A 21,343-nucleotide genomic window follows, 5' to 3' on the forward strand; every position below is an offset into this window, starting at 1 on the left:
CTGCTATCCGGCCCCCGGGCCGGTGCCGCCCTGGAGCTTCGTCCAGAAGTGCTCCACGATCCGGTCGAGGAAGTCCTGGCCGGCGCCGCCCGCGTCACCGCTGCCGCCGCCCCAGCTCAGGGTGGCGGCCATGTGCCCCTGGTAGTCCTCGTGCAGGCCCCGCAGGGCGTTCTCCAGGAACCGCCGGTCCAGGGGTACGAGTCTGGCCACCGGGCGGACGTAGGCCTGCCAGCGGGTGGTGGCGGCGCTGCGCAGCAGGTCGCCGAGCTTGGCGTTGCGCCCGGTGACGGTGACGACGTCGGGCAGGCCGAGCCCGAGCAGGTCGGCCAGGGCGGCGGACTGGCGGTCCGTGCCGCGCCAGGTGCCGGTCTCCTCCATGCGCAGGTACGCGTGCACGTCGTGCCCTACGGCCCGGGCCACGTCCTCCGGGGCGAGGCAACGGGCGATGCGGTGTTCGCGCAGGGTGCGCGGTCTGCCGATGAGTTCGGCGGGCGAGCACCACAGCACGCCCGCGAGCGCGGTGAGTTCGGAATGGGTCGGGGCGGCGGCCCCGCGCTCCCACGCCATCACGTGGCCCGGCGTGATGTCGGGATGCCCGTACGAGACGCGCATGCCGTGGGCGACGTGCTCGGGTGCCATGCCGAGGGCCGCGCGCAGCCGGCGGGCGGCGGGGGCGTTGAAGGGCGGAGCCGTGGGGGCGGGCTGCGCGGGGGGAGAGGGAGGGGGATGGCTCGGTCGGGCTGAAGGTCGGCGCACGGCCCTCAAGCTAGGGCGGCCGCGATGGGTTGACTACGGTCTGTTCGGCCAGGATCACGGATTGTAGGAAGCTACGGCTACCGGCGGGTTCGACCGGGGCTGAAGATCGTCAGTCGTCTGGGGCGCGGGCGGGGCGAGGATGGCGCCGGCTCCGGTGATCGCGGACCCGGAGAGGTAGTGGCTCACGTGAACGGCAAGCTCAACGGGCATATTCGCGAGCGACTTCTCGCGCCCGACTTCTGGCATCTCGCGACGGTGGGGGCGGACGGGGCACCTCAGGTGTCGCCCATGTGGGCGGACATCGAAGGGGAGTACGTCATGGTCAACACCTCGGTGGGGCGGGTGAAGGAGGGGAATCTGCGGCGCAATCCGTACGTTTCGCTGTCGCACCACGACCCCGCGAACCCGTACGACCGCGCCGAGATCCGCGGGAAGGTCGTGCGGTTCGTCGAGGGGGAGGACGCGGAGCGGGCGATGGACCGGCTGGCGCGGAAGTACCTCGGCGAGGACCGGTACCCGTGGCTGCTGCCGGGCGAGCGCCGGGTGATGCTGCTGATCGAGCCGACGCGGGTGCGGCGGCTGGAGGGGTCGAGCCGTTCCGGGCGGGGGTCCTGCCGGACGGGGCGGCCGGCTGAGGCAGGTGCGCGGCCGGTCGGCGCTGCCGCCCGCGGCCCGGCCCGCCGGACCAGGACCGTGACGGACCGCCCGGCGGCGCCATGGTCATCCGCAGTGCGGTCGACAAGCTCAGGCGGTGAGGAGTCGAGTGGTCGGTTCGGGTCGGTGCGTGTGCGGTGGCCCGACCGGCGGCTGATGGGCCGTCACTGGCCCGTGACCCAGCGGTACTGCAACTCCGGTCGCCCCACCGTGCCGTACTGCGGGCGGCGCGCCGCGCGGCCCGCGTCGACCAGATGCTCCAGGTAACGGCGGGCCGTGATGCGGGAGATGCCCACGCTCTCCGCGACTCCCGCGGCCGTCAGGCCCTCCGCGCTGTCGCGCAGGGCCACCGTCACCCGCTCCAGCGTCGGCGCGCTCAGGCCCTTGGGCAGTGCGGCCGGGCCCGGTGCGCGCAGGGCCGCGAGCGCCCGGTCCACCTCGTCCTGGCCGCTCGCCTCGCCGACCGCCGCGTGGAACTCGGCGTAGCGCACGAGACGGTCGCGCAGGGTCGCGAAGGTGAACGGCTTCAGGACGTACTGCACGACCCCGAGCGAGACGCCCTCGCGAACGACGGCCAGGTCGCGGGCCGAGGTCACCGCTATCACGTCCGCGTGGTGACCGGCCGTCCGCAGGGAGCGGGCCAGCTGCAGGCCGTGCCCGTCCGGCAGGTGCAGGTCGAGCAGGAGGAGGTCGACCGGGGTGCGGTCCAGGGCCCGTCGGGCCTCCGCGCCCGAGTGGGCCTTGCCCACGGCCACGAACCCCGGTACCCGGCCGACGTACAGGACGTGCGCGTCGGCGGCGACCGGGTCGTCCTCCACGACCAGGACGCGGATGGCCTTCTCGCTGCTCGTCATGCGTCGCCTCCAGCGCCTCTGGCCGCCGGGGCCCCGGAGGGTACGCCCCCGGCCGCCGTCTCCGGCTGCCGCAGCGGCAGCCGTACCTCGAACTCCGCCCCGCCCCCGTCGGCCTCCGCCATGGTCAGGGAGCCCTCGTGCCGCTGGGCCGCCTGCCGTACGAGCGCCAGCCCGAGGCCCCGGCCGCCCGGGCCCGCAGGCTTCGTCGAGAAGCCGCGCTGGAAGACCGCTTCGGCGTGCTCGGGGTCCACGCCCGGGCCCGTGTCCGAGACCCGCAGCACCAGCTCCGGGGCGTCGCCGCAGTTCCGGGTGTACGCCTCCACCGTCACCCCGGCCCGTACGCTGCCCTGTGCCGCGTCCACGGCGTTGTCGATCAGGTTGCCGAGGATGGTCACCAGGTCCCGCGCCGGCAGGGTGTCGGGCAGCAGGCCGTCGTCCAGGCTGCTGTCCTCCGACACCATCAGCTCCACGCCCCGCTCGTTCGCCTGGGCCGTCTTGCCCAGCAGCAGTGCCGCCAGCACGGGCTCGCTCACCGCCGCCACGACCTGGTCGGTCAGGGCCTGAGCCAGCTCCAGCTCGGCCGTCGCGAACTCCACCGCTTCCTCCGCCCGGCCCAGCTCGATCAGCGAGACGACCGTGTGCAGCCGGTTCGCCGCCTCGTGTGCCTGGGAGCGCAGCGCCTGAGTGAAGCCCCGTTCGGAGTCCAACTCGCCCATCAGGGACTGGAGTTCGGTGACATCGCGCAGAGTGGCGACGGTACCGCGCCGCTCTCCGCCCGACACCGGCGAGGTGTTGATCACCAGGACCCGGGACTCCGACAGATGCACTTCGTCCACCCGCGGCTCCGACGCCAGCAGGGCACCCGTCAGCGGGGCCGGCAGCCCCAGCTCCGCCACCGACCTGCCCACCACGTCCCCGGCCACGCCGAGCAACTCCCGGCCTCCGTCGTTGATCAGCGCCACACGGTACTGCCCGTCCAGCATCAGCAGCCCTTCGCGCACCGCGTGCAGGGCGGCCTGATGGTAGTCGTGCATCCGGCTGAGCTCGGTCGCGTTCATGCCGTGGGTGTGGCGGCGCAGCCGGGCGTTGATGACGTACGTGCCGACCGCGCCCAGCACCAGCGCGCCGGCCGCGACGCCGAGCAGGGCCGTCAGCTGGCCCTGCACCCGCTGGGTGATCTGCTCGACCCGGATGCCCGCGCTGACCAGGCCGACCACCTTCCGGCCGTCCTGGATCGGGGTGACCGCGCGGCGCGACGGGCCGAGCGTGCCGGTGTAGGTCTCGGTGAAGGTCTCGCCCTCCAGGGCCTTCGCGGTGTGGCCCCGGAAGGTCTGTCCGATCTGCTTCGGGTCGGGGTGCGTCCAGCGGATGCCCCGCGGATCCATGATCGTGATGAAGTCGACCTCGGTGTCCCGCATCACCTTCAGCGCGTACGGCTGGAGCTCGGCCGACGGGTCGGCGGTGCGGGTCGCCGCCAGCACGGACGGGGAGTCCGCGACGGACCGGGCCACCGCCCTGGCCTGGCGCGCCGCGGCCTCCTCGGCCTGGCTGCGGTCGCTGACATAGGTGAACAGCGCGTATCCGGCCACGACGACCGCGATCAGAACGGCCTGCATGGCGAAGAGCTGGCCCGCCAGACTGCGGGGACCGGGGACGGTGAAGCGCATGTCGTCAGTCTGCCTCGTGGCTGATTGTGAACTAAATGAACGGAAGGGTGACCGCGCTCACAGAGCAGGACATAGTCACGGCATTCCCCATAACGCATCTCCGGGAGCCCCCCGCTCCCTTCCCCCGGACGTGAGCCGCACGCCGGTGATGCCGACGACGTCGTCAAGGAGGGCCACCGTGACCAGCGCAGCCGATACGGCACCTGCCGCACGCAAACCGAAGCGGGACCGCACGCACTATCTCTACATCGCGGTGATCATCGCGGTCGCCGCCGGTATCGCGGTGGGACTGGCCGCACCCGACTTCGCGGTCGGTCTGAAGCCGATCGGAAGCGGCTTCGTGAGCCTGATCAAGATGATGATCTCGCCGATCATCTTCTGCACGATCGTGCTGGGCATCGGCTCCGTGCGGAAGGCCGCCAAGGTCGGCGCCGTCGGCGGTATCGCCCTGGGCTACTTCATGGTGATGTCGGTGGTGGCGCTGGGCATCGGCCTGGTCGTCGGCAACATCCTGGAGCCGGGCACCGGCCTCGCGGTCACCGACGCGGTCAAGGACGCGGGTCACGCACAGGTCGACGCCGAGGCCAAGGACACCACGGAGTTCCTGCTCGGCATCATCCCGACCACGATCGTCTCGGCCTTCACCAACGAGTCGGTCCTGCAGACCCTGCTGATCGCCCTGCTCGCCGGCTTCGCGCTGCAGGGCATGGGCTCGGCCGGCCAGCCGATCCTGCGCGGTATCGAGCACATCCAGCGGCTCGTCTTCCGCATCCTCGCGATGGTGATGTGGGCCGCCCCGATCGGTGCCTTCGGCGCCATCGCCGCCGTCACCGGCTCCGCCGGCGTGGACGCGCTCAAGAGCCTCGCCGTGCTGATGCTCGGCTTCTACGCGACCTGTGTCCTCTTCATCTTCATCGTGCTCGGCACCCTGCTGCGCGTCATCTCCGGCCTGAACATCCTCGCGCTGTTCAAGTACCTCGGCCGTGAGTTCCTGCTGATCCTCTCCACCTCCTCCTCCGAGTCCGCGCTGCCGCGGCTCATCGCGAAGATGGAGCACCTGGGCGTCAGCAAGCCGGTGGTCGGCATCACCGTCCCGACCGGCTACTCCTTCAACCTCGACGGCACCATGATCTACATGACCATGGCCTCGCTGTTCATCGCCGACGCCCTGGGCACCCCGATGTCCATCGGCGAGCAGATCCCGCTGCTGCTCTTCCTGCTGGTCGCCTCCAAGGGCGCCGCGGGTGTCACCGGTGCCGGCCTCGCGACCCTGGCCGGTGGTCTGCAGTCCCACAAGCCGGCCATGGTGGACGGCATCGGCCTGATCGTCGGCATCGACCGCTTCATGAGCGAGGCCCGCGCCCTGACGAACTTCGCCGGCAACGCCGTGGCCACCGTGCTGATCGGCACCTGGACGAAGGAGATCGACAAGGAGCGGGTGAACGAGGTCCTCGCCGGCCGGCTGCCCTTCGACGAGAAGACGCTGCTCGACGACGGCCACGACGGCCCTGCCGAGGACCACGTCGAGGTGCCCGAGCAGGGCGGCGAGAAGGAGCTGGCGAAGGCCTGACGGCCGCGCCGCCCCCCGTGAGACTCCGGGCGGCTGGGTGTCCCCCCGTCGCTCAGCCGCCCGGTCCCCACGCAGAGAAGATCAATCGTTCAGCTTCGCCACCAGCTCGGTGGCATCGGAGGCGGGCACGCCCGCCGCGGTCAGGATGGTGACCGCGGCGCAGCGGCCCGCCTCCTGTGCTGCCACGAGCCCGTCGTTCACCGCCTCCATCAGGGCGACCAGCATCTGCTCCTGCACGTACGCCAGGGCCGGTGCGGGCAGCGGTGAGCTGAAGACGCCCTGGTCGAGGCCGTGCCGGAGCACCCCGGTGGCGGCCTCCCGGACGGGGGTGAGCCGCTCCCTGATGCCCTGCATGGTGACCGTGCGCTGGGCGAGCGCGATCAGCAGCCGGTAGCGGTCGGCGAGTTCCCACACCGCCAGCACCGAGCGCGCCACAGCCTCCGCCGGGTCCCGCACGCCCGCACGGCCCGCCGCGTGCGCGCTCGACAGGGCCTCCACCGCCTCGTCGACGAGGGTGCTGATCAGCGCCTCGCGGCTCGGGAAATGCCCGTACACCGTCCGCCGTACGACGCCCGCGGCCCGTGCGATCTGGTCCATCGACGCGTCGGGGTCACGCAGCAGCTCGGCGAGGGCGACGTCGAGGATGCGGCGGCGGTTGGCGTCGGCGCGGCTGGTACCCGTGGTCATGGACGTCATTGTGCCCCTTCTCCTTTGAGTTGCACAGCGCTGTGCAACAGCGTAGATTGCACAGCGTTGTGTAAATGCACACCCATGTGCAAATCAGCGAGGAAGGCACCCCCCGCCATGCGACTCGTCGTGACCGAACCGGCCGAGAGGACGGACCGCCCCTACGCACGCCGCTGGTGGGCACTCCTCGTGCTCTGCCTCAGCCTGCTGATCATCGTGATGGCCAACACCGCCCTCACCGTCGCCGCGCCCGACATGACCGAGGACCTCGGCCTGAGCAGCGCCGACCTGCAGTGGGTGATCGACGGCTACACCGTCCCCTACGCCGCGCTGATGCTGCTGCTCGGCGCCATAGGCGACAAGTACAGCCGTCGGGGCGCCCTCGTCCTCGGGCTGGTCGTGTTCGCGGGCGGCTCCGTCTTCGGTTACCTCGCCGGCAGCCCCACGACGGTCATCGCCGCACGGGCCGTGATGGGCGCCGGTGCCGCGATGATCATGCCCGCCACGCTGTCCCTGCTCGCCGCGACCTTCCCGCGCGCCGAACGCGCCAAGGCCATCACCCTGTGGACCGCCACGGCCGGGCTCGCCATCGCGGCCGGACCGCTGGTCGCAGGGGTGCTGCTGGCGGACCACGGATGGTCGTCGACGTTCCTCATCAACGTCCCCGTCGCGGTCCTCGCCCTCGTCGGCGCCCTCGTCCTCGTGCCGCCGTCCAGGGCCGCGGACCGCGGGCGCATCGACTACGGCGGCGGACTGCTGTCGGTGGTGTGGATCGCCGCACTGATCTACATGATCATCGAGGGGCCGCACTTCGGCTGGGGCGTCAAGGCCGTCACGGCGGCGGTCGCCGCCGGAGCCGGGCTCGTCGCCTTCGTCCTGTGGGAGCTGCGCCACCCGCGCCCGCTGCTCGACGTCCGCCGCTTCACCAACCGCGGCTTCGCCGGCTCCAACCTCGCCGTCGCCCTGTTCTTCCTGGCGGTCTTCGGCGCCTTCTACTACCTGACGCAGCACCTCCAGTTCGTCCTCGGCTACGACGCCCTGGACACCGGGCTGCGCATGCTGCCGCTGGCCGGCGCCGTGTTCGCGGGGGCGGCCCTCACCGGATTCCTCACGCCCCGGGTCGGCATGAAGTGGACCGTCACGGCCGGCATGGTCGGCGGCACAGCGGCCCTGGCGCTGCTCACCCGGGTCGACTCCGGTTCGGCGTACGGCGACTTCGTCGCGCCCCTGGTCGTCCTCGGCCTCTCGATCGGGCTCGCGCTCTCGCCCTGCACGGACGCGATCATGGGGGCGTTCCCGGAGTCGAAGCTGGGCGTCGGCGGCGCGGTGAACGACACATCGCTGGAGCTCGGCGGCTCGCTGGGCATCGCCGTCCTGGGCTCGCTGCTGGCGACGTCGTACTCCGGTCACCTCTCGGACGCGACGGCCGGCAGCAAACTCCCCGCAGACTCCCTGTCCACGGCTCAGGACTCCGTCGGTGCCGGGTACGCCGTCGCCCAGGGCATCGGAGAGCAGGCCCGCCGGCTCGCCGAGCAGGCCGCGCACACCAGCGACCCCCAGCAGGCGGGGCGGCTTCGGGCGCAGGCCGAACAACTCGGCGGCGGTGCCCGGCAGATGGCCGACGCGGTCGGGTCCTCGTTCTCCGACGCGGTCGCGCACACCAGCCTGATCGGCGCCGTGATCCTGGGCGCCGGCACGGTGGTGGTGGCGCTGCTGCTGCCCGGCAGGCCGAAGACGGTGGACGAGCCCGCCGAGGAGAGCAAGGAACTGGAGTCCGCCGGGGCCCGCTAGGGGGTGTCCGCACAGTCGCCTCGTCCGTCGTGCGTGCCGGGCCTCGCGGGACCGTGGGGACACCTCCGGGACCTGTCGCGAGAGTGGCGCCATCGCCGGAGGGCGGCAGGCGCCACCTTCGCCTCTCAAGCGCGGTCCGGCCCGGCCGCCTCGTCCAGCCGGGCCGTTTCCTCCGCGGTGAGCAGCAGGTCCGCCGCTGCCGCCGAGTCCCTGATCGTCTGCGGCCGGCTCGCCCCCGGAATCGGGAGGACCGCCGGGGACCGGGCCAGCAGCCAGGCCAGGCCGACCTGCTGGGGACTTACACCGTGCTCAGCCGCCACCGTGTGGAAAGCGGCGAAGCGCTGCTTCCCCTCCGTGCGCGACGGCCCGTCCAGGGAGCTGCGGGCCAGCCCGCCCAGCGGGCTCCACGGCAGGAACGCCAGGCCCAGTTCCGCGCACAGCCGCAGCTCCGGCTCGCTGTCCCGCACGGCGGGGGAGTACCGGTTCTGCACCGACACCAGCCGGTCGCCCAGGACCTCGCGCGCCCGGCGGATCTGGTCCGCGTCCACGTTGGACAGGCCGGCCAGCCGGATCGTGCCCGCGTCGAGCAGCTCGCGCAGCGCGCCCACCGACTCCTCGAAGGGCACCGCGGGGTCGGGCTTGTGCAGCTGGTAGAGGCCGATCGCCGCCACTCCCAGCCGCTTGCGCGACGCCTCGGCGGCGGCCTTGAGGTGGCGCAGGGAGCCGTTCACCGTCCAGTCGCCGCCGGGCGGGCGGCCGCGGCCGCCCTTCGTCGCCACCAGGACGCCGGAGGTGTCACCGCCGTAGGCGGCCAGCGCGCGGGCCACCAGACGCTCGTTGTGGCCGGGCTCCGCGCCCGGCAGATGGTACGAGTCGGCCGTGTCCAGCAGGGTCACGCCCGCGTCGAGCGCGGCGTGCACGGTGGCCAGGGCGCGCTCCTCGTCCGGCCGGCCCTCGATGGACAGCGGCATCGCACCGAGCCCGACCGCGCTCACCCGCAGCCCGCCAAGTGTCCTGTGGCGCATGTCAGCCGACCTTCCTGAGTGTCTCGGCGACGGCCCGCGGCAGCCACTGCCGGGCGTCGGTGAAGGTGAAGCCGAGCCGGGCGGCCCGGGCGTTGTCCATGCCGTAGGCGCGGCGGAAGGAGAACGGCGACACCTCGCCGACCTCCACCGGCCGGAACACCGCCCGCCCGCCCGGGACGTGCACCGCCACGGCCTCGCACAGCTCCTCGGTGGTCAGCGTCCCGTGGGAGGCGGCGTTCACCGGACCGGTGAAGTCCTCACCCGCCGCCCAGGCCAGGAAGCGGGCGATCTCCTCGACGTGCACATAGGTGGCCGGCCGGTTCACCACCGGTACGGCGATCGGCTCGCCGGTGCGCATCCGCCCGGCGTAGTGGGCCAGTCTGCCCGTGAAGTCGTCGTCCCCGCCCAGCACATGGGCCACCCGCACCGCTGTGTACGTGAACGCCGCGCCGCCGGCCGCGAGGACCGCCTCGGCCTGCCGCTTGCCCTCCCCGTAATGGGCCTCCAGGAACGCGGGGTCGTCCCAGGGCTGACCGAGGCCGACGGCGACGGTGGACGGGTCCACGGCCTCCTCCCGTACGAGACTGGGGGAGTCCTCGTACTCGTACACCTCGACCGTCGAGGTCATCACATAGCGCCGGGTGCGTCCGGCGAAGACGCGGCGGGCGACCGCGGCCTGGCGCGGGGTGTAGCAGACCTGGTCGACGACGACGTCGAAGACGCGTGAGCCGAGCGCGCCGGTCAGCGACCGTTCGTCGTCCCGGTCGGCGCGCAGGTGCTCCACACCCGCGGGCGGCGGGGCGGACCCCCGGTTCAGCACGGTGACGCGGTGCCCTCCTGCGAGCAGCCGTGCGATGAGACGCTTTCCGACGTAACGGCTACCGCCGATGACCAGTACGTTCAGGGCCTTTTCCATGGCCATAATTCTCCCGGCGTACATCCACGTCCTGAAGGGGGAACCATGGGAGTTCAGGCCGCAGCGCCGAAAGAACCACGGCATCCGCGCACCGCTGCCGACGAAACATCGGTGGCCTTCGACGTGCTGGACCGGCAGATCCTCGAACTGCTCCAGACCGACGGCCGGATCAAGCTCAGCGAGCTGGGCCGCCGGGTCCGGCTCAGCCCCGCGGCCGTCACCGAGCGGGTGCGGCGGCTGGAGGCGGCGGGCGTGATCAGTGGCTACGGCGCCCATGTGGTGCCGGCCCGGCTCGGCTACGGCATCCAGGCGTTCATCCGGGTCGACCCGCACGGCGGCTACACCCTCAAGCACCCGAGGACCCTGGAGCTGATCGGGCGGCCCGAGATCACCGAGGTGCACCACGTGGTCGGGGAGGACTGCTGGATCCTCAAGGTCGCCGTCCGGGACACCGTCCACCTGGAGGAGGTCCTGGAGAACGTCTCCGCGCTGGGCCGCACCACGACCTCGATCGTGCTGACCTCGCCGGTGGAGCGGAAACCGCTGTTGCCTTGACGCCGGGGTCAAGGATTACGTTCGACGGCATGCGAATCGGCGAGCTGGCCGCACGGGCCGGGACCACGACGCGGACGCTGCGGTACTACGAGTCGCGGGGACTGCTGCCCGCGCGGCGTGCCGGGAACGGATACCGGACCTACGACGAGAGCGATCTGCGGCTGCTGCGGCAGATCAGGACGCTGCAGGACTTCGGGTTCGACCTGGAGGAGACGCGGCCGTTCGTGGAGTGTCTGCGAGCCGGGCACCCCGAGGGCGACTCCTGCCCGGCGTCGCTCGCGGTCTACCGGCGGAAGCTGGACGAACTCGACGCGCTCATCGGCCAGCTGAGCACCGTGCGGGAGACGGTCGCGCGGCAGCTGGCGCGCGCCGAGCTGGCCGCCGAGGCGGAGGCTCCGGGCGGTCCGGAGCCCGTATGCGAGCTGGGAGGGGACCCATGGTGACCGGTGTGGCCGATGTGACGGACGCGGACTTCGAGGCGGAGGTGATCGGCGCGGAGCTGCCGGTGCTGGTGGAGTTCACCGCCGACTGGTGCCCGCCGTGCCGGCAGATGGGCCCGGTGCTCAAAGCCCTCGCCTCCGAGGAGGGAGGCCGGCTGAAGGTCGTGCAGCTGGACGTCGACTCCAACCCGGAGACGACCAACGCCTACAAGGTGCTCTCCATGCCGACGTTCATGGTGTTCCGCGGCGGTGAGCCCGTGAAGGCGATGGTCGGCGCGCGGGCCAAGCGGCGGCTGCTGGAGGAGCTCGCCGACGTGCTGTGACACTGCCCCCGACACCAGGAAATCCCCCGGGCAATTGCGCCCGGGGGATTTCCTTGCGTATATTTGTTTGTTCGTGACTTCAAGTCGATTGAAGTCACAGTGAAGTTCAGTGAGCACAGTATATCCGGGCGGGAGCGGAATTGTCAAACACCGAATTTCCGGACGATGAATTGCGACAGGAACAGGAATTCATCGACGGGTTGTACGCGCGCGTGGACGCCCTGCGCGGCGACGCCGAGACCTCCGTCACGGACGCGCTCGCGCAGGGCAACACCCCCATGCAGGCCAGAGTCGAGCGGGACATCCTCGTGGCCGAGCGCTCCGGGCTGCTCGCCGCGCTGAACGCGGTGGACGGTTCCCTGTGCTTCGGCCGGATCGACCTCACCTCGGGCGTCACCCACCACATCGGCCGCATCGGCCTGCGCACCGACGACGCCGAGCGCACCCCCGTCCTGATCGACTGGCGCGCCGACGTCGCCCGCCCCTTCTACCTGGCCACCGGCCACACCCCGATGGGCCTCAGGCGCCGTCGGCACATCGCCACCGACGGCCGCCGGGTCACCCACCTGCACGACGAGATCCTCGACCTCGGCGACCAGACCCGCACCGGCCACGAGGACCCGACGGGCGACGCCGTGCTGCTCGCCGCGCTCAACTCCGCGCGCACCGGCCGCATGGGCGACATCGTGCAGACCATCCAGGCCGACCAGGACCGCATCATCCGCGCCCCGCACCGCGGCGTCATGGTGGTGGAGGGCGGCCCGGGCACCGGCAAGACGGCCGTCGCCCTGCACCGCGCCGCCTATCTGCTCTACGAGCACCGGGAGCTGCTCGCCAAGCGGGCCGTGCTGATCGTCGGGCCCAACCCGGCGTTCCTCGGCTACATCGGAGAGGTGCTGCCCTCCCTCGGCGAGACCGGTGTGCTCCTCGCGACCGTCGGCGAGCTGTTCCCCGGGGTGAAGGCGACCGCGACCGACACGCCCGAGGCCGCCGCCGTGAAGGGCCGCGCGGACATGGCCGACGCCCTCGCCGAGGCCGTCCGCGGCCGGCAGGCGCTGCCCGACCCGGTGATCGCCATCGAGCACGACCGCGAGGTCCTCATGCTCGACGACGGCCTGGTCAACGTCGCCCGCGAACGCACCCGCGCCGCGAAACTGCCGCACAATACGGCCCGCGAGCACTTCGAGGGGCACATCCTCAACGCCCTCACCGACCTGTACGCCGAGCGGATCGGCACTGACCCCTTCGACGGGTCCAGCCTGCTCGACCCCAGTGACGTCACCCAGATCCGCGACGACCTCGCCGAGAACCCCGAAGTCTGGTCCGCCATCGACCAGTTGTGGCCGCTGCTGACCCCGCAGCGGCTCGTGGCCGACTTCCTCGCCGCGCCGGAGGAGTTCCTGCCCGCCGAGGACGCCGACGCCGTACGCCGCCCGGTGACCCGGCGCTGGACGGTCGCGGACGTGCCGCTGCTCGACGAGGCCGCCGAACTCCTCGGCGACGACGACCGGCTCGCCCGCGAGCGCGCCGAGCGCGAGCGGGAGCGGCAGATCGCCTACGCGCAGGGCGTGCTGGACGTGTCGTACGCGTCCCGGACCTACGAGTTCGAGGACAAGGAGGAGGACGACCCGGAGAGCTCCGAGGTGCTGTCCGCGCACGACATCATCGACGCCGAGCGGTTCGCCGAGCGGCACGAGGAGGACGACCACCGCAGTGCCGCCGAGCGGGCGGCGGCCGACCGCACCTGGGCGTTCGGCCACATCATCGTCGACGAGGCGCAGGAGCTGTCGCCGATGGCGTGGCGGCTGCTGATGCGGCGCAGCCCGACCCGGTCGATGACCCTGGTCGGCGACCCGGCGCAGACCGCGGAGGCGGCCGGGGTCGGTTCCTGGTCCGGCATCCTCTCCCCGTACGTCGAGGACCGCTGGGAGCACACCCGGCTGGGCGTCAACTACCGCACCCCGGCCGAGATCATGGACGTCGCGGCGGCCGTGGTCCGCGCCGAGCACCCGGAGTTCGAGCCGCCCAGCTCGGTCCGCTCCACGGGCGTACGGCCCTGGGCACGCGCCACCGACGACCTGCCCGGCGCCGTCGCCAAGGCGGTCGGGGAGCTCACCCCGGCCGAAGGCAGGCTCGCGGTGATCGCGCCGCGCGACCTCCACCGCTCCATCGCGGCCCGGCTGGACGGCGTCACGGCGGGCGCCGAACCCGACCTCACGCAGACGGTCGTCCTGCTCGACCCGCGCCAGGCCAAGGGCCTGGAGTTCGACTCCGTCCTCGTGGCCGAGCCCGGCCGGTACGGCACCAGCGACCTGTACGTGGCCCTGACCCGGGCCACCCAGCGCCTCGGCGTGCTGCACACCGGGGAGCTGCCGAAGGCCCTGGCGGAGGCCTTCGGGTAGCGGAGCGGCCCCGCACCCGCCCGGGCGCGGGGCCGCCTACCGCAGGAGCGACTCCGGATCCCGCAGGGCGTGCCACAGTCCGGTGGCGAGCGGTACGACCGTCATGGCGAAGAAGACCCAGAACAGGAACTCGGCCCCGGGCGTGAGCGCGTAGACGGTGCCGTCCTCCCACTCGCAGTAGGCCCGCGGGGGAAACGGGGTGGACACTCCCGACACCTGTCCCCTCCCGGTGACGCCCTCCTGGTACGGCTCGCTGGGGCAGGGGGCGGTCTCCGGGAACAGGCCGGCGTCGTCCGCCGCCATGATGAAGACCCAGGTGGCCGCGGTGAGCGGCGCCGCCCAGAAGACCGAGGTCTTGACCCACGGCGGCAGCAGCGGATGCGCCAGCAGCCCGCACAGCGAGACCCAGCCGACCACCAGCCCGGCGAAGACGGGCAGCAGCGTCATGACGTCACGGCCGCCTTCCGGGCGCGCAGCTCGGTCGCGTAGCCCGCGCCGATGGCGAGCAGGGCGGCGGACAGGGCGAGGGAGGCGCTCGCCCCGTTCATCCACCCGTAGCCGGAATCGCTGGAGTAGACGGAACCGTCGTCGCGGACGCAGTCGAAGCGCAGCGGCAGGTACGAGGACCGGTGGTGGCTGAGTCCCTCGATCGTGGCCGGGTCGAAGCCGTCGCGACAGGCCGGGGCCGGGACCGAGTTCGCGCCGTCACCGAAGGCCTGCTCCGACATCAGCACGGCGGAGAACCCCAGGGAGTACACGGCCGCGGCCGCCCACGCGGCCGTCGCCGCCGCACGGCGCATCAGATGCGCCGGCCACGGCTCGGGCCGTCCGGGAAGCGCCATCGCGACGGCACCCGCCCCGGCGACGAGCGCGCCGACGGCACAGGCCGCGGAGACACCGAAGCCCATCAGCACGGCAGGACCTGCGAGGTGAGCGGGGTGGCATCCATGCGGCCACCCCACCAGGCCCGGACCGGACGGGCTGTGGCGGAGGCCACTCCTCCGGTCACAGCCGTGTCACAGCAGGCCCAGGCCCGCTACGCCGGCCGCAGCCACACCGTGGCCAGGGGCGGCAGGGTCAGGCGGATGCTGGCCGGGCGGCCGTGCCAGGGCTGGGGTTCGGGTTTGACCGGGTCGGGGTTGGTGACGTCGCTGCCGCCGTAGCGGGCCGCGTCGGTGTTGACGGCCTCGTGCCAGGCGGGGACGTCCTCGGGGACACCCAGGCGGTAGTCCTGGCGGGTGACCGGTGCGAAGTTGGACACCGCCAGCACCGGGACGCCCTCCCGGTCCAGCCGCAGGAACGCGAGGACGTTGTCGTCGGCGGCGTCCCCGACGATCCACTCGAAACCGGCCGGGTCCGTGTCGAGACGCCACAGCGAAGGCGTGGCGCGGTAGACGGTGTTCAGGTCACGGACCAGGTCGCGCACGCCCCGGTGGTCGGGCTCCGCCCCGTAGCCCGGGTCCAGCAGCCACCAGTCGGGGCCGTGGGTCTCGGACCACTCGGCGCCCTGCGCGAACTCCTGTCCCATGAAAAGCAGTTGCTTGCCCGGGTGGGCCCACATGAAGCCGAGGTAGGACCGGATCCCGGCGCGCTGCTGCCACCAGTCGCCCGGCATCTTCGACACCAGGGAGCCCTTGCCGTGCACGACCTCGTCGTGGGAGATCGGCAGGACGTAGTTCTCGCTGTAGGCGTACACCATCGAGAACGTCATCTCGTGGTGGTGGTACTTGCGGTGCACCGGCTCGTGGCTCATGTACTGCAACGTGTCGTGCATCCAGCCCATGTTCCACTTCAGCCCGAAACCGAGCCCGCCGAAGCCGCTCGGGCCCTCGTGGTGGGTGGCGCGGGTGACACCGTCCCAGGCGGTGGACTCCTCGGCGATCGTCACCACGCCGGGCACCCTGCGGTAGACCGTCGCGTTCATCTCCTGCAGGAACGCCACCGCGTCCAGGTTCTCCCGGCCGCCGTGCTCGTTGGGCGTCCACTGGCCCGGCTCGCGCGAGTAGTCGAGGTAGAGCATGGAGGCGACGGCGTCCACGCGCAGCCCGTCGATGTGGAACTCCTCGCACCAGTACAGGGCGTTCGCGACGAGGAAGTTGCGCACCTCGTTGCGGCCGAAGTCGAACTCCAGCGTGCCCCAGTCGGGGTGCGCGGCCCGCAGCGGATCCCCGTGCTCGTACAGGGGCCTGCCGTCGAACTCGGCCAGCGCCCAGTCGTCGCGCGGGAAGTGCGCCGGGACCCAGTCCATGAGGACGCCGATACCGGCCTGGTGCAGCTTGTCGACCAGGAACCGGAAGTCGTCCGGTGTGCCCAGCCGGGCCGTGGGCGCGTAGAAGCCGGTGACCTGGTAGCCCCAGGAGCCGCCGAACGGATGCTCCGCGACCGGCATCAGCTCGACGTGCGTGAAGCCCAAATTCTTCACGTACCCGGGCAGCTGCTCGGCGAGTTGACGGTACGTCAGCCCCGGGCGCCAGGACGGCAGATGGATCTCGTACACCGAGAACGGCGTCTCGTGTGCCGGGGCCTCGGCACGCCGGGCCAGCCATTCGGCGTCGCCCCACTCGTACTGCGAGGACGTGATGACCGACGACGTCGCGGGCGGCACCTCCGTGCGGCGGGCCAGGGGATCGGCGCGCATCGTCCTGGAACCGTCGGGCCGCGTGATCTCGAACTTGTACAGCTCGCCCTCGCCGATGCCGGGCAGGAACAGCTCCCACACCCCGGACGAGCCCAGCGACCGCATGACGTGCCCGGTGCCGTCCCAGAAGTTGAAGGTGCCGGCCACGCGCACACCACGCGCGTTCGGCGCCCACACCGCGAACCGGGTGCCGGTCACGCCCTCGTGGGTCATCGGGTGGGCCCCCAGCGCCGTCCACAGCTCCTCGTGCCGGCCCTCGCCGATCAGATGCAGGTCGAGGTCGCCCAGCGTGGGCAGGAAGCGGTACGCGTCCTCGGTCTCCAGGACCGTCCCCTCGTATTCCACGATCAGCCGGTACTCCGGGACGTCCCGCAGCGGCAGCAGGCCGGAGAAGAAGCCCTCCCCGTCGTCGTGCAGTTCGGCTCGCAGCTCCCCGGCGACGACGGTCAGCGACCGGGCGTACGGCCGGAACGCCCGGAAGGCGACGCCGCCGGGCACGGGGTGCGCGCCGAGTACGGAGTGCGGGGCGTGGTGCGTGCCGCCGAGCAGCCGCTCCCGGTCCACCGCGCCGACGGCGGGCGAGACGGCGACCTCCATCTCCGGCGGCACGACCTGGGCGGCGGCGGCCTTCCCGGCAGGGGCCTCGCGTGCTGGGGCCTTCTTGACCGCGGTCTTCTTGACCGCGGTCTTCTTGGCGGGGGTCTTGGCAGCGGGGGTCTTCGCTGCCGTGGCCTTCGCGGCAGGGGTCTTGACCGCGGTCTTCTTGGCGGCGGTCTTCTTGGCGGGGGTCTTGGCAGCGGGGGTCTTCGCTGCCGTGGCCTTCTCGGCGGGGCTCTTGGTGGTCGCGGTCTTCTTCGCCGTGCTCTTCTTCGCGGTGGCCTCGGCGGCGGTGCTCTTCGCGGGCGCGGCCTTCGTGGCACCGGTCTTGGCCGCCGCGCCCTTCGCGGCAGCGGACTTGGCCGCCGTCGCCTTGACCGTCGTGGCCTTCCTGGCGGCCGTCTTCTTCACGGCCGTCTTCTTCACGGCCGTCTTCTTCGCGGCCGCCTTCTCGGCCGCGGGCCGCCCGACCGCCGTCTGCTGGGCGGCAGCCTTCGTCGCCGTCTTCTTGGCCACGGTCTTACCGACCGTGGTCCTGCCGGCGGCGGCCTTCTTGGCGGTCGCCTTCGCGGGGGCCGCCTTCTTCGCCGCTGCCTGTTTGGGCACCGCCGTCTTCTTCGCGGCGCTCTTCTGCTGGGCGGCCGTGGGCTGCTCGGGGATCTTCTCCCCGGCGGTCCCCTTGGGACGCGAACCGCTGGACTCAGGGCGGGGGGTCACGGGCGGAGCCTCCAGGGCGAGGGGTGGTCGGTCAGGTCAGGTGGCCGGTCGAGGCGAGCCGGTCTATGGCGGCCAGGGGCACCGGCAGCCAGTCGGGGCGGTGCCGGGCCTCGTACACCACCTCGTAGATCGCCTTGTCCGTCTCGTAGGCGCGCAGCAGCACCGGGTCGGTGCGCGGATCGAGGCCGGAGGCCTCCGCGTAGCCGGAGCAGTACGCGGAGCGGCAGGTCTCGGCCCAGTCCGGCTGGGGCGGGTCGACCGAGCGTGCCGCGTAGTCGAAGGACCGCAGCATGCCGGCGACGTCCCGCACGGTCGGCTGCGGCATGCGCCGCTCGGCCAGCGGCCGGGCCGGCTCGCCCTCGAAGTCGATCAGCCACCACTCGCCGGACGGCGAGCGCAGGCACTGCCCCAGGTGCAGATCGCCGTGCACCCGCTGAGCGGTCCAGGTGCGGCCCTCGGCGGCCAGATCGCTCAGCGCCGTGAACGCCGACCGCAGCCCGCCGGCGTACGGCCGCAGCGCGGGCACCGCCTGGACGGCCGCGTCCAGCCGCTCGATCATGCCGTCGACCATGAGCTGGAGCTGCATGTGACCGAGCGTGACGGTCGGCAACGCCCGGGCCAGCGCGGTGTGCACCTCGGCGGTGGCCCGCCCCAGTGCCCGCGCCGCGGCGCCGAAGTCCTCGCCCTTGGCCAGCTCGCGCAGCGCCAGCTCCCAGCCGTCGGATGCGCCCTGCAGGAACGGCTGCAGCACCCCCAGGACGTACGGCTGGCCTGCCAGGTCCGCCGAGCCCGCCGAGACGACCGGATCCGCCGTGGGGGGGATGTCCGCGACCATCCAGGCCGTCGGCGCGGGCACCCGGGGACAGCCCTCGCGGGCCAGCGCGAGCGGCAGCTCCAGATCGGGGTTGACCCCGGGCACGATCCGGCGCAGCAGCTTCAGGATGAACGTATCTCCGTAGACGACCGACGAGTTGGACTGCTCGGCGGTCACCACGCGCGGCACCAGCCCGGAGCGGATGTCCTGGCCGGGGTCCCGGTCGAAGCGGAGCCGTCCGACACGGGCGCGGGTGCGCAGCGCCTCCAGGAGCAGCTCGGCGGGCCTGGTGTCGTGCAGGGCGTCGTAGACCGTCCGACCGGCCAGGGGCCCCGTCGGCACGTGTCCGATCAGCGCGGGCGCCAGCCGAGGCGGCAGCGCCTCGCGCACGCCTATCAGCAGCTGGTAGCAGTCACCGGGGTGGCCGGGCGCCCCGTGGGACGGCACGACGGGCTGATGGGCGCGGACGAGCAGGTGGTACAGGCCCAGCTTGGACGTGGCCGGGAGCAGCTCGGTGGCCTCGACCAGCGTGAAGCCGGTGACCGGCCGCCCCTTGCCCGCGAACCAGCGCTGCCGCGGCAGCCATTCCCGCAACAGCGGATCCAGGGAGGCAAGAAGGCCGGGCGGGGTGGTGACGGTGCGTGTGACGGCTTCCGACATGGCGTCGCGTCCTTTCACCCATTCTTGGTGCGCCTCCGGCGCCTGTGGCCGGCCCGGGCGGCGCCCCTCCGGCTCACGCGGGTGGGCGGGTGTTACTGATGCGTGCCCCGGGCGGGGCGGAGGAAACGCCCCGCCGCGGGGTTTACGGCCCGCCCCGCGGGTCAGGCCTCAACAGGTCTTATCAGGCCTCACATGCTCTCCCTGCGGAGCCTGAACCAGTAGAACCCGTGGCCCCCGAGGGTCAGCAGGTACGGCAGCTCGCCGATGGCGGGGAAGCGGACCCCGCCGAACAGCTCCACCGGGTGCCGCCCCTCGAAGGCGCTCAGGTCCAGCTCCGTGGGCTGTGCGAATCGGGAGAAGTTGTTCACGCACAGCACCAGGTCGTCCTCGTACTCCCGCAGGAACGCCAGCACCGCCGGGTTCGTCGACGGCAGCTCGGTGTACGAGCCGAGCCCGAAGGCCGGGTTCTGCTTGCGGATCTCGATCATGCGGCGGGTCCAGTGCAGCAGCGACGAGGGCGAGGCCATGGACGCCTCGACACTCGTGACCTGGTAGCCGTAGACCGGGTCCATGATCGTGGGCAGGAACAGCCGCCCCGGATCGCACGAGGAGAACCCCGCGTTGCGGTCGGGCGTCCACTGCATCGGCGTGCGGACCGCGTCCCGGTCGCCCAGCCAGATGTTGTCGCCCATGCCGATCTCGTCGCCGTAGTACAGGATCGGCGAGCCCGGCAGGGCGAGCAGCAGGGCCGTGAACAGCTCGATCTGGTTGCGGTCGTTGTCCAGCAGGGGAGCGAGCCGGCGGCGGATGCCGATGTTGGCTCGCATGCGGGGGTCCTTGGCGTACTCGGCCCACATGTAGTCGCGCTCTTCGTCGGTGACCATCTCGAGCGTGAGCTCGTCGTGGTTGCGCAGGAAGATGCCCCACTGGCAGTTCGACGGGATGGCCGGGGTCTTGGCCAGGATCTCGGAGACCGGGTAGCGGGATTCGCGGCGTACGGCCATGAAGATGCGCGGCATGACCGGGAAGTGGAAGGCCATGTGGCACTCGTCGCCGCCGCTCGGGTAGTCGCCGAAGTAGTCGACGACGTCCTCGGGCCACTGGTTGGCCTCCGCCAGCAGCACCGTGTCGGGGTACTGCGCGTCGATCTCCTTGCGTACCCGCTTCAGGAAGTCGTGCGTCTCCGGCAGGTTCTCGCAGTTCGTGCCCTCCTGCTGGTACAGGTAGGGCACCGCGTCCAGCCGGAACCCGTCGATGCCCAGGTCCAGCCAGAACTTCAGGGCGGAGATCATCTCCTCCTGCACGGCCGGGTTCTCGTAGTTGAGGTCCGGCTGGTGGGAGAAGAACCGGTGCCAGTAGTACTGCTTGCGGACCGGGTCGAAGGTCCAGTTGGAGGCCTCGGTGTCGACGAAGATGATCCGGGCTTCCGGGAACTGCTTGTCGTCGTCGGCCCACACGTAGTAGTCGCCGTAGGGCCCGTCGGGGTCCTTGCGCGACTCCTGGAACCACGGGTGCTGGTCGCTGGTGTGGTTCATGACGAAGTCGATGATGACGCGCATGCCGCGCTGGTGGGCGGCGTCGACGAACTCCACGAAGTCGGCCAGGTCGCCGAACTCCGGCAGCACCGCCGTGTAGTCGGAGACGTCGTAGCCGCCGTCGCGCAGCGGGGACTTGAAGAACGGCGGCAGCCACAGACAGTCGACGCCGAGCCACTGGAGGTAGTCGAGCTTCGCGGTCAGGCCCTTGAGGTCGCCGACGCCGTCGCCGTTGCTGTCCTGGAACGAGCGGACGAGCACCTCGTAGAAGACGGCGCGCTTGAACCACTCCGGGTCACGGTCCCTGGCAGGAGTGTCCTCGAAGGTGTCCGGAACGGGTTCGTTGACGATCATGTTGTGGGTGACCCTCCGATCTCCGGGGTGGACGGTCGCAGGACCGAGAAGACGTGCGCGGGCCTGCGGCCCGGTTCGAGGCGCACATAGTTGGCCCTGCCCCAGTGGTAGGTCTCGCCGGTGAGCTCGTCGCGCACCGGCACCGACTCGTGCCAGTCCAGGCCGAGTTGCGGCATGTCCAACGAGACCGTGGCCTCCTGGGTGTGGTGGGGGTCGAGGTTGGCGACCACCAGAACCGTGTTCGAACCCTTCCGCTTCGAGTAGGCGATCACCGCTTCCTGGTCGGCGTGGTGGAAATGCAGGTCGCGCAGCTGCTGGAGGGCCGGGTTCTCCCGCCGGACGGTGTTGAGCCGGGTCAGCAGTGGGGTGAGGGTGCGGCCCTCACGTT

Annotated in this window: 18 protein-coding genes and 1 pseudogene; 7 read left to right on the forward strand and 12 right to left on the reverse strand. The window is 71.9% G+C overall.

Annotated features, from left to right (window positions below):
- Nucleotides 1–3 precede the first annotated feature (3 nt).
- The gene (locus tag ACFU3E_RS21045; RefSeq protein WP_384160162.1) at nucleotides 4–756 is read right to left on the reverse strand and encodes an XRE family transcriptional regulator; all 753 of its coding nucleotides are present in this window, start codon (nucleotides 754–756) and stop codon (nucleotides 4–6) included.
- Nucleotides 757–933: 177 nt separating this feature from the next.
- On the opposite strand from ACFU3E_RS21045, the pseudogene ACFU3E_RS21050 reads away from it, so the two are divergent.
- Nucleotides 934–1,391, forward strand: a pseudogene (locus ACFU3E_RS21050) (PPOX class F420-dependent oxidoreductase).
- 183 nt (nucleotides 1,392–1,574) lie between these two features.
- Here the strand turns inward: ACFU3E_RS21050 and ACFU3E_RS21055 are convergent.
- Nucleotides 1,575–2,264: a response regulator gene (locus tag ACFU3E_RS21055; RefSeq protein ID WP_384160165.1), complete on the reverse strand. Its 690-nt coding sequence runs from the start codon at nucleotides 2,262–2,264 to the stop codon at nucleotides 1,575–1,577.
- Nucleotides 2,261–3,931: an ATP-binding protein gene (locus ACFU3E_RS21060; RefSeq protein ID WP_384160168.1), complete on the reverse strand. Its 1,671-nt coding sequence runs from the start codon at nucleotides 3,929–3,931 to the stop codon at nucleotides 2,261–2,263. The genes ACFU3E_RS21055 and ACFU3E_RS21060 overlap by 4 nt, the downstream gene beginning before the upstream one ends.
- 178 nt (nucleotides 3,932–4,109) lie before the next feature.
- Between ACFU3E_RS21060 and ACFU3E_RS21065 the strand changes: the two genes are divergently transcribed.
- Nucleotides 4,110–5,501: a cation:dicarboxylate symporter family transporter gene (locus ACFU3E_RS21065; protein WP_384160171.1), complete on the forward strand. Its 1,392-nt coding sequence runs from the start codon at nucleotides 4,110–4,112 to the stop codon at nucleotides 5,499–5,501.
- Nucleotides 5,502–5,582: 81 nt separating this feature from the next.
- Here the strand turns inward: ACFU3E_RS21065 and ACFU3E_RS21070 are convergent, their stop codons facing one another.
- Nucleotides 5,583–6,197: a TetR/AcrR family transcriptional regulator gene (locus tag ACFU3E_RS21070; RefSeq protein WP_384160174.1), complete on the reverse strand. Its 615-nt coding sequence runs from the start codon at nucleotides 6,195–6,197 to the stop codon at nucleotides 5,583–5,585.
- A 108-nt stretch (nucleotides 6,198–6,305) separates the two neighbouring features.
- On the opposite strand from ACFU3E_RS21070, the gene ACFU3E_RS21075 reads away from it, so the two are divergent.
- Complete coding sequence (locus ACFU3E_RS21075) at nucleotides 6,306–7,979, forward strand: DHA2 family efflux MFS transporter permease subunit (RefSeq protein ID WP_384160177.1); 1,674 nt, start codon at nucleotides 6,306–6,308, stop codon at nucleotides 7,977–7,979.
- A 125-nt stretch (nucleotides 7,980–8,104) separates the two neighbouring features.
- Here the strand turns inward: ACFU3E_RS21075 and ACFU3E_RS21080 are convergent, their stop codons facing one another.
- Nucleotides 8,105–9,004, reverse strand: coding sequence for an aldo/keto reductase (locus ACFU3E_RS21080; RefSeq protein ID WP_384160180.1), 900 nt, complete (start codon nucleotides 9,002–9,004; stop codon nucleotides 8,105–8,107).
- Between the two features lies 1 nt (nucleotide 9,005).
- On the reverse strand, nucleotides 9,006–9,920 hold the full coding sequence (locus tag ACFU3E_RS21085) for an NAD-dependent epimerase/dehydratase family protein (RefSeq protein WP_384160183.1): 915 nt from the start codon (nucleotides 9,918–9,920) through the stop codon (nucleotides 9,006–9,008).
- Between the two features lie 111 nt (nucleotides 9,921–10,031).
- Here ACFU3E_RS21085 and ACFU3E_RS21090 point away from each other — a divergent pair, with 111 nt between their 5' ends.
- The 4 genes from ACFU3E_RS21090 (at nucleotide 10,032) to ACFU3E_RS21105 (ending at nucleotide 13,640) form a co-directional block, all read left to right on the forward strand.
- Nucleotides 10,032–10,475, forward strand: a complete 444-nt coding sequence (locus ACFU3E_RS21090; RefSeq protein WP_384160186.1) for an Lrp/AsnC family transcriptional regulator — start codon at nucleotides 10,032–10,034, stop codon at nucleotides 10,473–10,475.
- A 29-nt stretch (nucleotides 10,476–10,504) separates the two neighbouring features.
- Nucleotides 10,505–10,918, forward strand: coding sequence for a MerR family transcriptional regulator (locus ACFU3E_RS21095; protein ID WP_384160189.1), 414 nt, complete (start codon nucleotides 10,505–10,507; stop codon nucleotides 10,916–10,918).
- On the forward strand, nucleotides 10,912–11,238 hold the full coding sequence (locus ACFU3E_RS21100) for a thioredoxin family protein (protein ID WP_384160192.1): 327 nt from the start codon (nucleotides 10,912–10,914) through the stop codon (nucleotides 11,236–11,238). The genes ACFU3E_RS21095 and ACFU3E_RS21100 overlap by 7 nt, the downstream gene beginning before the upstream one ends.
- 170 nt (nucleotides 11,239–11,408) lie before the next feature.
- Nucleotides 11,409–13,640: a HelD family protein gene (locus tag ACFU3E_RS21105; protein WP_384160195.1), complete on the forward strand. Its 2,232-nt coding sequence runs from the start codon at nucleotides 11,409–11,411 to the stop codon at nucleotides 13,638–13,640.
- A gap of 36 nt (nucleotides 13,641–13,676) precedes the next feature.
- Here ACFU3E_RS21105 and ACFU3E_RS21110 read toward each other — a convergent pair whose 3' ends face one another.
- From ACFU3E_RS21110 to ACFU3E_RS21135, 6 genes are all read right to left on the reverse strand, one after another.
- Nucleotides 13,677–14,087 (reverse strand): hypothetical protein, encoded by a 411-nt coding sequence (locus ACFU3E_RS21110; RefSeq protein WP_384160198.1) that lies wholly within the window; start codon nucleotides 14,085–14,087, stop codon nucleotides 13,677–13,679.
- On the reverse strand, nucleotides 14,084–14,548 hold the full coding sequence (locus ACFU3E_RS21115; RefSeq protein ID WP_384160229.1) for a hypothetical protein: 465 nt from the start codon (nucleotides 14,546–14,548) through the stop codon (nucleotides 14,084–14,086). Before ACFU3E_RS21115 ends, ACFU3E_RS21110 begins: the two co-directional genes overlap by 4 nt.
- Before the next feature lie 128 nt (nucleotides 14,549–14,676).
- Nucleotides 14,677–17,592: a 1,4-alpha-glucan branching enzyme gene (gene glgB, locus ACFU3E_RS21120; protein ID WP_384160201.1), complete on the reverse strand. Its 2,916-nt coding sequence runs from the start codon at nucleotides 17,590–17,592 to the stop codon at nucleotides 14,677–14,679.
- A gap of 31 nt (nucleotides 17,593–17,623) precedes the next feature.
- On the reverse strand, nucleotides 17,624–19,066 hold the full coding sequence (locus tag ACFU3E_RS21125) for a maltokinase (protein WP_384160204.1): 1,443 nt from the start codon (nucleotides 19,064–19,066) through the stop codon (nucleotides 17,624–17,626).
- Between the two features lie 188 nt (nucleotides 19,067–19,254).
- A complete protein-coding gene (treS, locus tag ACFU3E_RS21130) occupies nucleotides 19,255–20,955 on the reverse strand; it encodes a maltose alpha-D-glucosyltransferase (RefSeq protein ID WP_384160207.1) in 1,701 nt (566 codons plus the stop codon).
- On the reverse strand, nucleotides 20,952–21,343 hold a 392-nt coding region (locus ACFU3E_RS21135; RefSeq protein ID WP_384160210.1), incomplete at its 5' end, for an alpha-glucosidase C-terminal domain-containing protein. The genes ACFU3E_RS21135 and treS, both read right to left, overlap by 4 nt.

The sequence above is a fragment of the Streptomyces sp. NPDC057424 genome, from assembly GCF_042803315.1.
In the GTDB taxonomy this organism is placed as follows: domain Bacteria; phylum Actinomycetota; class Actinomycetes; order Streptomycetales; family Streptomycetaceae; genus Streptomyces.

What these genes read in the sequence shown, in the direction of transcription:
- treS (WP_384160207.1), bottom strand. Translation starts at nt 20,955, where the DNA reads ATGATCGTCAACGAACCCGTTCCGGACACCTTCGAGGACACTCCTGCC.
- ACFU3E_RS21115 (WP_384160229.1), bottom strand. Translation starts at nt 14,548, where the DNA reads ATGGGCTTCGGTGTCTCCGCGGCCTGTGCCGTCGGCGCGCTCGTCGCC.
- ACFU3E_RS21070 (WP_384160174.1), bottom strand. Translation starts at nt 6,197, where the DNA reads ATGACGTCCATGACCACGGGTACCAGCCGCGCCGACGCCAACCGCCGC.
- ACFU3E_RS21055 (WP_384160165.1), bottom strand. Translation starts at nt 2,264, where the DNA reads ATGACGAGCAGCGAGAAGGCCATCCGCGTCCTGGTCGTGGAGGACGAC.
- ACFU3E_RS21095 (WP_384160189.1), top strand. Translation starts at nt 10,505, where the DNA reads ATGCGAATCGGCGAGCTGGCCGCACGGGCCGGGACCACGACGCGGACG.
- ACFU3E_RS21060 (WP_384160168.1), bottom strand. Translation starts at nt 3,931, where the DNA reads ATGCGCTTCACCGTCCCCGGTCCCCGCAGTCTGGCGGGCCAGCTCTTC.
- ACFU3E_RS21080 (WP_384160180.1), bottom strand. Translation starts at nt 9,004, where the DNA reads ATGCGCCACAGGACACTTGGCGGGCTGCGGGTGAGCGCGGTCGGGCTC.
- ACFU3E_RS21125 (WP_384160204.1), bottom strand. Translation starts at nt 19,066, where the DNA reads ATGTCGGAAGCCGTCACACGCACCGTCACCACCCCGCCCGGCCTTCTT.
- ACFU3E_RS21085 (WP_384160183.1), bottom strand. Translation starts at nt 9,920, where the DNA reads ATGGAAAAGGCCCTGAACGTACTGGTCATCGGCGGTAGCCGTTACGTC.
- ACFU3E_RS21110 (WP_384160198.1), bottom strand. Translation starts at nt 14,087, where the DNA reads ATGACGCTGCTGCCCGTCTTCGCCGGGCTGGTGGTCGGCTGGGTCTCG.
- ACFU3E_RS21100 (WP_384160192.1), top strand. Translation starts at nt 10,912, where the DNA reads ATGGTGACCGGTGTGGCCGATGTGACGGACGCGGACTTCGAGGCGGAG.
- ACFU3E_RS21075 (WP_384160177.1), top strand. Translation starts at nt 6,306, where the DNA reads ATGCGACTCGTCGTGACCGAACCGGCCGAGAGGACGGACCGCCCCTAC.